Raw genomic sequence first — 13,726 nt, forward strand, 5'->3', positions numbered from 1 at the left:
AAAAAAACCCCATCATCAAGATAGGGTCTTTTTTAAACAATATCAATTACTTTTAGCTAAAGTATTAAGCCACTTGACCTTCTAAAAAGTCTTGTGCAAAACGTTGTAATACACCGCCCGCTTCATATACAGAAACTTCTTCTTCTGTATCTAAACGGCAAGTTACAGGCACTTCAAGAATTTCTTCTTTACCATCAGCAGTTGAACGCTCAATCACTAAAGTCAAAGTCGAACGCGGTGAGATATTACCAATCACGCTATAAAGCTCAGTACCATCTAACTTCAACGTTTTACGGTTCACACCTGGTTTAAACTCAAGCGGTAACACGCCCATACCCACTAAGTTAGTACGGTGAATACGCTCAAAGCCTTCAGCCACGATCGCTTCAACACCTGCAAGACGAACACCTTTGGCTGCCCAGTCACGGCTTGAACCTTGACCATAATCCGCACCTGCAACAATGATCAACGGTTGCTTACGGTTCATGTAAGTTTCAATCGCTTCCCACATACGCATCACTTCGCCTTCAGGCTCTACACGCGCTTTTGAACCTTGTTTAATCGTGCCGTCAGAACGAACCACCATTTCATTAAACAATTTCGGGTTGGCAAATGTTGCACGTTGTGCAGTCAAATGGTCACCACGGTGTGTCGCATATGAGTTGAAGTCTTCTTCAGGTACGCCCATTTTGTGTAGGTATTCACCCGCAGCCGAATCCATCATGATCGCATTTGAAGGCGATAAATGGTCAGTCGTGATGTTATCACCCAAAATTGCAAGCGGACGCATGTTGGTCAAAGTACGTGGTGCAGCCAAAGCCCCTTCCCAATACGGCGGACGACGGATGTAAGTACTCATAGGACGCCAGTCGTAAAGTGGGCTTTCCGCTTGCTCAACTTCACCGAGGTCAAACATAGGAATGTAGACTTTGCGGAATTGTTCAGGCTTCACAGCTTCTTTTACCAGTGCATCGATTTCAGCATCAGATGGCCAGATATCTTTGAGGTAAATTGGATTACCATCTTTGTCTGTACCCAATGAATCTTTTTCGATGTCAAAACGAATTGTCCCTGCAATCGCATACGCGACAACAAGTGGAGGCGATGCCAAGAACGCTTGTTTTGCATAAGGATGGATACGACCATCGAAGTTACGGTTACCCGAAAGTACCGCTGTCGCATACAAATCACGGTCAATGATTTCTTGTTGAATCACTGGATCAAGCGCACCTGACATACCATTACACGTAGTACATGCATACGCCACGATACCAAAACCAAGTTTCTCTAGGTCTTTGAGTACGCCAGCTTCTTCAAGATAAAGTGCAGCCGCTTTAGAACCTGGTGCAAATGAAGATTTCACCCAAGGTTTACGCACTAAACCAAGTTCATTGGCTTTACGTGCCAATAGACCTGCTGCCACGGTGTTACGTGGGTTTGAGGTATTGGTACAAGAGGTAATCGCAGCAATGATGATCGCGCCATCAGGCATTAAACCATCAGTACGGTTTTCAACAACACCTGCGATACCTTTTTCTTTCAAGTCAGCAGTAGATACACGTGCATGTGGGTTTGATGGACCTGCAATGTTACGAGTGACTGTTGAAAGATCAAAACGAAGTACACGTGGGTACTGTGCTTTGGTCATATCCGATGCCCAAAGACCGATTTCTTTTGCGTATTGCTCAACCAATGCCACTTGTGCATCTTCACGACCTGTCAGGCGTAAATAATCAATCGTGTTTTGGTCGATGTAGAACATCGCAGCAGTTGCACCGTATTCAGGTGTCATGTTCGAGATGGTTGCACGATCACCAATCGACATGGTGTCTGCACCTTCACCGAAGAACTCAAGATATGCACCAACGACTCGTTCTTTACGTAAGAATTCAGTAAGTGCCAATACGATATCCGTCGCCGTGATGCCTGCTTGACGCTGACCGACAAGCTCAACACCGATAATGTCTGGAAGACGCATCCAAGATGCACGACCCAACATCACGTTTTCAGCTTCTAAACCACCTACACCCACTGAGATCACACCAAGTGCATCCGTATGTGGTGTATGTGAGTCTGTACCTACGCATGTGTCTGGGAACGCTAAACCATCACGATTTTGGATCACTGGAGACATTTTCTCCAAGTTGATCTGGTGCATGATGCCGTTACCCGCAGGGATTACGTCGACATTTTTAAATGCAGTTTTGGTCCACTCGATAAAGTGGAAACGGTCTTCGTTACGACGATCTTCTACTGCGCGGTTTTTCTCAAACGCGTCAGGATCAAAGCCGCCATATTCAACTGCCAAAGAGTGATCCACGATCAACTGCGTTGGAACTACTGGGTTCACTTTAGAAGGATCACCACCTTTGTCAGCAATCGCATCACGTAAACCAGCAAGGTCGACGAGTGCGGTTTGACCTAAGATGTCATGACATACCACACGTGCAGGATACCAAGGAAAATCCATGTCCTGACGGCGTTCAATCAATTGCTTTAAATAATCAGTTAAGTTTTCTGCATCAGCTTTACGTACAAGCTGCTCTGCCAACACTTTAGATGTGTATGGCAAAGTTTCATATGCGCCTGGCTGAATATCTTCAACGGCTTGACGCACGTCATAGTATTCGAGCTGGGTACCTGCCAGCGGTTTACGGTATTGATTTGTCATTAACCACGCTCCGCCAATGGTTTAAATTCTAAGTTTTCAGGGCCAGTATAGTTCGCGCTTGGACGAATGATCTTGCCGTCTTGACGTTGTTCAATCACATGTGCTGACCAACCTGCTGTACGTGCAATCACGAATAATGGAGTGAACATTGCTGTTGGAACACCCATCAAGTGATAGCTCACCGCGCTGAACCAATCGAGGTTCGGGAACATGTTCTTCACTTCTTTCATCACTGCTTCTAAACGTTCGGCAATGAGGTACATTTTGGTGTTCTCTTGAGCATCAGCAAGATCACGCGCCACTTTCTTGATCACTTCGTTACGTGGATCAGAGATGGTATAAACAGGGTGACCAAAGCCAATGATCACTTCTTTTTTCTCTACACGGCTACGGATGTCTGCTTCTGCTTCCTCAGCGTTGTCATAACGTTGTTGAATCACGAATGCAACTTCGTTCGCACCACCATGTTTTGGACCACGTAGCGCACCAATACCACCCGTGATTGCTGAATACATGTCTGAACCTGTGCCTGCAACAACACGTGACGTAAATGTAGATGCGTTGAATTCATGCTCAGCATACAAAATCAAAGAGGTATGCATGGCTTGAATCCATTCTTCAGATGGCGCTTCGCCATGAAGTAAATGGAGGAAATGCGCAGCGATTGAGTCATCATTCGTTTCAACTTCGATACGACGACCGTTGTTGCTGAAGTGGTACCAATACAACAACATTGAACCCAAGCTTGCCATCAATTTGTCAGCGATGTCTTTTGCACCTGCTTCATTGTGGTCTTCATGTTCAGGCGTTAAACAACCTAAAACTGATACACCTGTACGCATCACATCCATTGGGTGTGCAGATGGCGGTAACTGCTCAAGTGCAGTTTTCAATGCGGCTGGTAAGCCACGAAGTGCTTTCAGTTTTGCTTTATAGGCTTTCAACTCAGCTTTGTTTGGCAGTTTGCCATGTACAAGCAAATGTGCAACTTCTTCAAATTCGCTACCCACTGCAAGGTCAAGAATGTCATAACCACGGTAGTGCAAGTCATTACCACTACGACCTACGGTACAAAGTGCAGTGTTACCTGCAACTTGACCACTTAACGCAACTGATTTTTTTGGCTTGAAGCCTGTTGGAGTTTCATTACTGCTCATAAGATTGTCCTTTTCTGTTCTTTCTATGTGAATTATGAGTTCTAAAATCCCACTTGCGGAGCTACAACCTCTCCTCACCTCCCTTTCCAAAGGGAGGGAAGTCCCCCTTTGAAAAACGGGGATTTAGGGGGATTCCTTATTTTGCTTTTTCAAATGACGCATCAAGATATTGTTCAAACGCATGGTAGTTAATGCGTTCATACAATTCTTGACGGGTTTGCATGGTGTCAACAACGTTCTTCTGTGTGCCTTCTTGACGCAAAGTCACATACACATTTTCTGCTGCTTTATTCATCGCACGGAATGCTGAAAGTGGGTACAACGCAATGCTCACATCCGCAGAAGCCAATTCTTCAGTCGTAAACAATGGTGTAGAACCAAATTCAGTAATGTTCGCCAATACTGGAACTTTAGTCAGATCAGCAAATTGCTTGTACATCGCCAATTCAGTGATCGCTTCAGGGAATAACATATCCGCACCAGCTTCAATGTAAGCACCTGCACGATCAATCGCTGCTTGTAGGCCTTCTACCGCTAAAGCATCGGTACGTGCCATAATCACAAAACTTTCATCGGTACGAGCATCAACCGCAGCTTTAATACGATCAACCATTTCTTGTTGGGTCACGATTGCTTTGTTCGGACGGTGACCACAACGTTTTGCACCCACTTGGTCTTCGATGTGCATTGCTGCTGCGCCGAACTTAATCATTGATTTAGTGGTACGTGCAATGTTGAATGCTGAAGCACCAAAACCTGTATCCACATCAACCAATAATGGGAGATCACAGACATCAGTAATACGGCGTACATCCGTCAATACATCATCAAGGTTACTAATCCCTAAATCAGGTAAACCTAACGAACCTGCGGCAACACCACCACCTGACAAATAAATTGCTTTATAGCCTGCACGTTTTGCTAACAATGCATGATTGGCGTTAATCGCACCAACCACTTGTAATGGTTTTTCATTTGCGACAGCGTCGCGGAATAGCTGACCAGCAGATTTAGCCATGTTGATGTTCTCCTTGGGTTTGCAGCAATGTTTGCTCAACAATTTTGTAAGATGCATTGATGTGACGGTGCATCAGCATTTCGGCTAGTTCACCGTCACCTTCTGCGATCGCATCTAAAATGCGGATATGTTCGTCCCAAGCTTTGCTCGGTCGATTTGGGGTGTTTGAAAATTGAATTCGGTACATACGGATGAGGTGATACAGCTCATCACATAACATTTTTTCTAAGGTTTTATTACCACTGCTTTTGATAATGCAGTAATGGAAATCGTCTTGACCTTCTTGTAGGTAATAACCCTTACCTGCTTTAAAATTTTCATCTTCAGCATGCATTCGCAACACATCACGCAATGCCAAAATTTGTTTTTTATCAATGTGCTGTGCAGCCAGCTTACAAGCTAAGCCTTCAAGTGAAGCACGAATTTGGTAAAGTTCTTTAAATTGTTGTAGAGAAAGAGAAACAACTCGCGCACCAACATGTGCCGTACGCTCAACCAATCGCTGCCCTTCGAGACGATGAATCGCCTCGCGCAATGGACCACGACTAATCCCGTAAATACGCGCTAACTCAGGCTCAGAAATTTTACTGCCCGCAGGAATTTGTCCTAATACAATCGCCGATTGAATTTGCTTAAATACATGTTCCGTCAGGGTAATACTCTGACTTGTGCTGATGGCTTGAGGAACAAGGGTATCTTGCATATTGTCGACAATCTCTACAGTTTTGATGATTTTATAACGAGATAGAAGAAAAAATGCAATAGGATTGTCGACAATAAAATAGAATGATCCAGTCAATACTATTCAATTGCCTCACAATAGAATGTTCTAAAAAAGGTACTAAAAATATAAAATAATTATATATAAAACATACTCTTACTAAAACCTAAGTACTTTATTTCGATTGATTCAAGGCATTTTTCCCAGTATTTATATTACGTATGCTACGACCATGGTATGACAGCTTGATTGTAGACAATCCTTATAATCGGTCGATTTTATACGAATTTTTGTAAGTAAATACTGCACTAGAAATGTAAATAACAGCGTGCTTCATCATCGCTTTATTGGTACATTATTGGGCATCTGGAGCAGCGCTCCACAAGACACATCCATGCACCTTGTTGAATAAAAGGACATTGTTAATGTTTCAACATATCCCACCTTATGCAGGCGACCCAATTCTCTCTTTAATGGAACAGTTCAACGCTGATCCACGCGCTGAAAAGGTTAATTTAAGTATTGGTTTGTACTACAACGAAGACAGTATCGTTCCACAGCTCGAAACTATTATCGAAGCTCAAAAACGTATTGCACCTAAAAACACTCAAACCAAACTTTATCTTCCAATGGAAGGTTTTAAACCTTACCGTGATGCGATTCAAGCGTTATTGTTTGGTGCAAATAGCCCTGCAATTCAACAAGGTCGTGTTGCTACCATCCAAACGCTTGGTGGTTCAGGTGCATTAAAAGTTGGTGCAGATTTCTTAAAAACTTATTTCCCAAATTCAGAAGTTTGGGTGAGCCAACCAACGTGGGATAACCATGTTGCGATTTTCAACGGTGCTGGCATCAAGAGCAACTACTATCCATATTTCGATGCTGAAACACGTGGCGTTGATTTTGATGGCATGTTATCGACATTAAAAACTTTGCCAGAGCAAAGCATCGTGTTGTTACACCCTTGCTGTCACAACCCGACAGGTGCGGATCTAAATCCAGCACAGTGGGATCAAGTGATTGCGATATTAAAAGAGCGTAACTTGATTCCATTCCTCGACATCGCTTACCAAGGCTTTGGCGATAGTATGGAACAAGATGCTTATGCGATTCGTGCTTTAGACCAAGCTGGTTTGAACTTTATCGTAAGCAACTCGTTCTCTAAAATCTTCTCACTTTATGGTGAGCGTGTTGGTGGTTTAACTTTCGTATGTGACGATGCTGAAGCAGCAAAATGCACATTCGGTCAGTTAAAAGCAACTGTACGTCGTATCTACTCTAGCCCACCAACAACTGGTGCATGGTTGGTTGATCAAGTATTAAATGACGCTGATCTCAATCAACAATGGCAAAATGAAGTGAAAGAGATGCGCGAACGTATTATCAAAATGCGTAGCATCTTAAAAGATGAGTTGACTAAAGCACTTCCTGACCGTGACTTTAGCTACCTTGTAAACCAAAAAGGTATGTTTAGCTACACAGGTTTGACAGGCGAGCAAGTCGACACCTTACGTGAAGAATATGCAATTTACCTTGTTCGTAGTGGTCGTATCTGCGTTGCAGGTTTAAATATGAATAATATTTATAAAGTTGCAAAAGCCATGGCAGAAGTTTTAGCAAAATCAGCTTAAAATCCCCTTGCGGAGCTATAATCGCTCCTCATCTCCCTTTTAAAAGGGGGACTTTATGTATCAAAAAAGGTTGTTTCACGTGAAACAACCTTTTTTATTTTTACAAAACCAGCGTCATTAAAACTAAAATTTATCCGACAACTAGAGCAAAGCATAAATGTGCTAAATGATTAAATCTGTATCATTCAATGTTCAATTCAGCTCAGTATTTGTATACTGCAACACATGAATAAACAACAAACAGCACCTTTAAATATGACTCAACTGACCTGCTTTAAAGCCTACGATATTCGCGGAAAACTAGGCACTGAACTCAATGAGGAAATCGCCTATAAAATTGGTCGTGCATACGGACAAATCTATCAACCTAAAAAAGTGGTGATTGGTTGTGATATCCGTTTGAGTAGCGAAGGTTTAAAACAAGCAACCATTCGAGGTCTCAATGATGCGGGTGTCAATGTTCTAGATTTAGGCATGACGGGCACTGAAGAAGTCTATTTCGGCGCTTTTCATCTTGATGTTCAAGGTGGGATAGAGGTCACCGCAAGCCACAACCCAATGGATTATAATGGCATGAAATTGGTTCGTGAAAATGCACGTCCAATCAGTGCTGATACAGGCTTAAAAGGCATCCAAGAACTCGCTGAATCAGGTACTTTTACAGAAGTTGAGCAAAAAGGTACAACTGAAAACTATAATATTTTGCCAGAGTTTGTCGATCACTTATTAACATATATCGACCCACAAAAAATTAAGCCACTCAAACTGGTGGTAAATGCAGGCAATGGGGCTGCGGGTCATGTGATTGATGCCATTGAACAAAAATTCCAACAACTCAATATTCCCGTTGAATTTATCAAAATTCACCATGAGGCAGATGGCACTTTCCCAAATGGCATCCCTAACCCGATTTTAATCGAGAATCGCGACAGTACCCGTACTGCTGTACTTGAACACAAAGCGGATATGGGCATTGCATGGGATGGTGACTTTGACCGCTGCTTCCTATTTGATGAAAAAGGTCAATTTATAGAAGGCTATTACATCGTTGGCTTATTGGCACAAGCATTCTTGATCAAGCAATCAGGCGAAAAAATTGTGCATGATCCACGCCTAGTTTGGAATACCTTTGATATCGTAGAGCAATACCAAGGGATCGCAGTTCAATCAAAATCTGGACATGCTTTTATTAAAGATGTGATGCGTGAACACAATGCTGTTTACGGTGGAGAAATGAGTGCACATCATTATTTCCGTGACTTTGCTTATTGTGATAGCGGTATGATTCCTTGGTTACTCAGCATTGCTCTACTCTCAGAAACAGAACAATCACTCTCGACACTCGTTGAAAATATGATTGCCAAATTCCCTTGTAGCGGCGAAATCAATTTTAAAGTAGCAGACACACAAGCAACGGTTCAAAAGATTTTTGATCATTATGCAGACCAAAATCCATTAGTAGACCGTACAGATGGTGTTAGCCTTGATTTTGGTGCATGGCGTTTGAATGTCCGCGCATCGAATACAGAACCATTACTACGCTTAAATATTGAAAGTCGTGCTGATAAAAATCCGCAACCTATGCAAAATTATGTGGATGAATTGACAGATTTGATCCAAGGATAAGCGAAGAGTTAAGAAATAGGGAGCTATTGCTCCCTGTTTCTACAAAACGATAATTATTGATATCCATTTGGATTTTTCTTTTGCCAGTGCCAACTATCAGCGAGCATATCTTCCAAAGTATATTGCGGTTGCCAGCCAAGCTCCGTAATTGCCCGTGTATTATCAGCAAATGATATTGCAACATCACCCGAACGCCGTGGTGCAAACTCATAAGCAACTGACACACCATTTACTTTCTCAAAAGTATCTTTAACTTCTAAAACAGAACAACCATTTCCTGTTCCAATATTCCAAACACGACAGCCATGTTTAGACAGGCGATTATTTAGAGCGCATAGATGGGCATTCGCCAAGTCCACCACATGGATATAATCTCGAACACCAGTACCATCTACCGTATCATAATCATTACCATAAATTGATAACTTTTCACGACGCCCTACAGCAACCTGAGTGACGTACGGCATTAAATTATTTGGAATACCTTGTGGGTCTTCGCCAATTTGACCACTTTTATGTGCACCAACGGGATTAAAATAACGAAGTAATGCGATTGACCACTTCGGATTAGCTAAGGATATTTTTTGTAATAATTGCTCAACGATAAGCTTCGTATAGCCGTAATTATTGCTAGGTATACCTGTAGGCATATTCTCATTCAAAGGGGATATATTGATCTCATCATAAACTGTTGCTGATGAACTAAATACGAGAGTAAATATACCTGCTTTTTCCATAGCTTTTACAAGCTGAATACTACCTGCAATATTATTGTCAAAATAAATTAATGGTTTTTCCTGACTTTCCCCAACGGCTTTCAAACCTGCAAAATGAATCACCGCCTCAATCTCAAGACTTTTAAAAAGCTGATCTAAAGCATTTGCATCACGAATGTCACCTTGAACAAAAACTAAAGATCTATTCGCCAACTTTTGCACACGTCTTAGAGATTCTTCGGAGCTATTCGACAAATTATCAAAAACAATAACATCGTGACCCGCATTCAGTAACTCTACACAAGTGTGTGAACCAATATAGCCTGCTCCACCTGTTACTAATATTTTAGCCATTCATCTTTCCTAGTATTATTCGAAGTAAACCCTGCGTTGAAGCATCAAATGTTGAAATATCATCGATCTCATGATTTAAAATTGGTAATAGTTGATTAGCAATTTCCTTCCCCTTCTCAACCCCCCATTGATCAAAAGGATTGATATTCCATAAGACGGATTGTACGAACACCTTATGCTCATACATTGCTATCAACATCCCTAAACTATATGGATTAAGCTCTTTTAACAAAATCGTTGAACTTGGTTGATTACCTTCATATTGTTTATATCTTGGTAATTCATTTAACTCATCTTGAGAAAGTGCTTGGTTCCCAAAAGCTAACAGGCGTGATTGGGCTAAACAATTCGATAATGCCAAATGATGCTGTTCTATCAAGGCATCCGCATTTTCAGCATAAGTAAATTGATTTGAATTATAACGTTTAACAGGCGCGATAAAATCACAACTGACTTTATGCGTTCCTTGGTGAAGTAATTGATAAAACGCGTGCTGCGCATTGGGTCCAACCTCACCCCATACAATTGGGCAAGTAGCTAAGCTAACCTTTTCTCCATCCCGTTGAATAGATTTACCATTAGACTCCATTTCAAGCTGTTGTAAATAAGCAGCAAAATATTTAAGGCGACCATCATATGGCAAAACAGCATGTGTTTGGATATCGAGAAAATTATTATTCCACGCGCCTAACAAACCCATCAGAACAGGAATATTGAGCTCAAATGATGTGTTTCGGAAATGCTGATCTATCGCATGAGCTCCTGCTAGAAGCTGTTTAAAACCCTGAATTCCGATCGTTAATGCGATCGGTAACCCAATACAAGACCATAGAGAATAACGACCACCAACCCAATCCCAAAGTAACAATTGTTTATCAGCCGCTATTCCCCATTCCGTCATTTTTTCAGGTTTAGTTGAAACCCCAATAAAATGATTCTTGAGAATTTTGTCATTGTAACCTAACGCCTTTTCAAGCCATTGACGTACTGTTTGTGCATTAGAAAGCGTATCAATTGTGCCAAAAGACTTCGATGAAATAATAAATAGCGTTGTTTCAGGTCGCAATTGATGCAAAAGCTCAGATAACTGGCTACCATCCATTGTAGAGACAAAGTGGACAGCTAAAGGTTTTGCAGTTGGCACTTTAAAATCAGACAGCGCGTGAGTCACCATTAGTGGACCCAAATCTGAACCGCCAACACCAATATTCACGACATCTTGAATTACCTCACCAGTAGCACCACGATATTGACCGCTATGAATCTTTTCTACTAAGGCATACATGCGATCAAGTTGCACATGTACTTGTTCAGTAATTTCGGGTTGAAAACTAGAATCCTTTGGCAGCCGCAATGCCCAATGCATTGCTGCTCTTTGCTCGGTATAGTTAATCAACTCTGTTGAAAATAATTTCTGAATCGATTGCCCTAAATTTCGCTCATCTGCTAATTCAACTAAACCATTTATTATGCTTTGATTGATACGGTGCTTACTAAAATCTAAAACAATTTGATCATATTCAACTGAAAAATGATTAAAACGCTTTGAATCTTCAGCAAATAAGGTATTGAGATGAGTATCAATCAATTGATTTTTTAAAGAAGATAAGTTTTCGATTGCAGAAGACTTCTGCATTAAAGACATAGATTGGTTTGCTTGAGTCATCATTAACGCCCCACGCCTATATAAGCAAAACCTTGTGCTTTCACATAATGAGGGTCATAGATATTACGGCCATCCAAAATCAAAGGATGCTCCATCAGCTGCTGCAATTGCTTAAAATCGGGGCTCCAATATTGTTTCCACGCCGTTAAAAGGCAAAGGGCATGAGCATTCTGAACAGCTTCATATTGATTTTGACAGAGAATCAAATCTGAGCGTTGCCCATAAATCATTTCAATTTCATCTAAAGCCTGTGGATCATGCAAATGAACTGTAACACCTTGTGCCCAAAGTGCTTTTAGCATGTGATGGATCGGTGATTGTTGGATACTAGAGGTATTTTCCTTAAAAGAAGCCCCCCATATTGCAACTGTTTTACCTTGCAAATCACCATGATAATAATTCCATAATTTACGGAACAAAATCTCTTTTTGCTGCTCATTAATATCCCAAACTTGTGCAAGTAACTGACTTTTGACTCCTGTATTTGCTACAGTACTGGCCAATGTCAAAACATCATGGGAAAAATTTTCACCACCAAAACCCGCTCCAGGTGATAAATAAGCAGAGCCTATACGATTGTCTGCAGCCATGCCTTGACGTACAGAGGCGATATCTATTCCAAGTTTTTCAGCGACTACAGCCAAATCATTTATGTAACTAATACGGGTCGCCAGCATGCCTGAGATGCTAAGTTTAGTGAACTCAGCATCTAGGATGGGCATAAACAAAAATTGCTGTTCCAAAGGAAAAAAAGGTCTTAATAACTCTTTTACTTTGCATTGAGCACGATGATCCAAACAGCCCACGATCAATTGCTTAGCTTGGGTTAAGCTCTGCAAAGCATTACCTTCTTGGATTGTGTCAGGTAAATATACCCAATCATCCTCTGCAAGTATTTTCTGCATCTTTTCAGTACCATGCAGACCAAAAGTAGATGCATTAATCATGAGTTTTGGATGGATAATATTTCGCTGCTTTAGCCTACTGAGCAACTGATAAACGAAAGTTTCTTGGGTTTGGTTAAAACTAAATAAATACCCATCTATATCTAATGGCAACTCAGAAAGAGCTGCGTAGTTCAAAAAGCCGCTCTTTAATTGTTTTTCTAATAGTTGATTAACATTCTCATCATGAAATGAATATTGCAAATTATTTTCATTGCTTTGAGTATCTGAACACCAAAAAACTTGATGTCCAGATTCAGATAAAAGTACGGACATTACTCCCGCATATAAAGTATTGCCGAATATTGCAATTTTCATAACCGTTAACCCTAAATTACAGGGCTAACTCACGAATTAAGCCCTTAAAATCAGCACCTAGCTTTGGATGCTCAATACCATAGTGCAATACTGCTTTAAGATAACCAATCTTACTGCCACAATCAAAGGTTTGGCCTTTCATTCGATAAGCCTCTACAGCTTCAAGTTGTTGCAAGCTTGCAATTGCATCAGTGAGTTGTATTTCATTGCCCGCCCCCCTAGGCGTATCTTGCAATAACTGCATGATTTTAGCTGGCAAAATATAACGCCCAACAACGGATAAATTTGAAGGTGCTGTACCTACTGCGGGTTTTTCTACAATACCTTTCATGATGATGCTTTCACCTTCATTCGGTGATTGTGCAACATCTACAATGCCATACTGATCCACTAAATGATCAGGCACTGCTTCAACCATAATTTGTGCTGCTTGAGACTGTTGAAAACGCTGAATCATCAACGATAAATCATTTTCAACTGCATGGTCTTTAACCAAGACATCAGGCAACAAAACTGCAAACGCTTCATCACCAACAATATCTTTCGCACAAAGTACAGCATGCCCCAGACCTAATGGTTGCGGTTGGCGTACACTTACTACACTGATATGTTTAGGTAATATATCGGTAATTTCTTCCAATAAATCAAATTTCTTTTTTTGTTCCAGCGTCGTTTCAAGCTCGAAATTTCGATCAAAATAATTTTCAATAGATGCCTTAGATGAATGCGTGACTAAGATAATCTGTTCAATACCTGCATCAACGGCCTCTCGAACAACATACTCAATCGCGGGGCGATCTACAACAGTCACCATTTCTTTAGGAATCGATTTACTGGCTGGCAAGAAACGTGTACCTAACCCTGCAACAGGCAAAATTGCTTTTTTGATCATAGATTTTCTCTA

At 41.2% G+C, this 13,726-nt stretch carries 10 protein-coding genes; 2 read left to right on the forward strand and 8 right to left on the reverse strand.

The window, feature by feature from the left end:
- Positions 1-64: 64 nt before the first annotated feature.
- From acnD to IRT38_RS02640, 4 genes are all read right to left on the reverse strand, one after another.
- Positions 65-2,671: a Fe/S-dependent 2-methylisocitrate dehydratase AcnD gene (gene acnD / locus IRT38_RS02625; RefSeq protein ID WP_004956797.1), complete on the reverse strand. Its 2,607-nt coding sequence runs from the start codon at positions 2,669-2,671 to the stop codon at positions 65-67.
- The gene (gene prpC, locus IRT38_RS02630; RefSeq protein WP_194596885.1) at positions 2,671-3,828 is read right to left on the reverse strand and encodes a 2-methylcitrate synthase; all 1,158 of its coding nucleotides are present in this window, start codon (positions 3,826-3,828) and stop codon (positions 2,671-2,673) included. Before prpC ends, acnD begins: the two co-directional genes overlap by 1 nt.
- A gap of 136 nt (positions 3,829-3,964) precedes the next feature.
- A complete protein-coding gene (gene prpB / locus IRT38_RS02635) occupies positions 3,965-4,846 on the reverse strand; it encodes a methylisocitrate lyase (protein WP_005163496.1) in 882 nt (293 codons plus the stop codon).
- Positions 4,839-5,549 carry a GntR family transcriptional regulator gene (locus IRT38_RS02640; RefSeq protein WP_004956801.1) on the reverse strand — a complete coding sequence of 237 codons (711 nt, stop codon included), beginning with the start codon at positions 5,547-5,549 and terminating at the stop codon, positions 4,839-4,841. Before IRT38_RS02640 ends, prpB begins: the two co-directional genes overlap by 8 nt.
- Before the next feature lie 443 nt (positions 5,550-5,992).
- Between IRT38_RS02640 and IRT38_RS02645 the strand changes: the two genes are divergently transcribed.
- Positions 5,993-7,198, forward strand: a complete 1,206-nt coding sequence (locus IRT38_RS02645) for an aromatic amino acid transaminase (protein ID WP_194596886.1) — start codon at positions 5,993-5,995, stop codon at positions 7,196-7,198.
- Positions 7,199-7,453: 255 nt separating this feature from the next.
- On the forward strand, positions 7,454-8,824 hold the full coding sequence (locus IRT38_RS02650; RefSeq protein ID WP_194596918.1) for a phosphomannomutase CpsG: 1,371 nt from the start codon (positions 7,454-7,456) through the stop codon (positions 8,822-8,824).
- 53 nt (positions 8,825-8,877) lie between these two features.
- Here the strand turns inward: IRT38_RS02650 and galE are convergent, their stop codons facing one another.
- Genes galE through galU form a run of 4 tightly spaced genes read right to left on the reverse strand, consistent with a single transcriptional unit; the run spans position 8,878 to position 13,714 of the window.
- A complete protein-coding gene (galE, locus tag IRT38_RS02655; RefSeq protein WP_194596887.1) occupies positions 8,878-9,894 on the reverse strand; it encodes a UDP-glucose 4-epimerase GalE in 1,017 nt (338 codons plus the stop codon).
- Positions 9,887-11,560: a glucose-6-phosphate isomerase gene (gene pgi / locus IRT38_RS02660; protein ID WP_409514085.1), complete on the reverse strand. Its 1,674-nt coding sequence runs from the start codon at positions 11,558-11,560 to the stop codon at positions 9,887-9,889. The genes galE and pgi overlap by 8 nt, the downstream gene beginning before the upstream one ends.
- Before the next feature lie 2 nt (positions 11,561-11,562).
- Positions 11,563-12,822 carry a nucleotide sugar dehydrogenase gene (locus tag IRT38_RS02665; protein WP_194596888.1) on the reverse strand — a complete coding sequence of 420 codons (1,260 nt, stop codon included), beginning with the start codon at positions 12,820-12,822 and terminating at the stop codon, positions 11,563-11,565.
- Between the two features lie 16 nt (positions 12,823-12,838).
- Positions 12,839-13,714 (reverse strand): UTP--glucose-1-phosphate uridylyltransferase GalU, encoded by an 876-nt coding sequence (galU, locus tag IRT38_RS02670; protein ID WP_194596889.1) that lies wholly within the window; start codon positions 13,712-13,714, stop codon positions 12,839-12,841.
- Positions 13,715-13,726: the final 12 nt, after the last annotated feature.

The sequence above is a fragment of the Acinetobacter sp. SK-43 genome (genome assembly GCF_015351505.1).
In the GTDB taxonomy this organism is placed as follows: Bacteria; Pseudomonadota; Gammaproteobacteria; order Pseudomonadales; family Moraxellaceae; genus Acinetobacter; species Acinetobacter junii.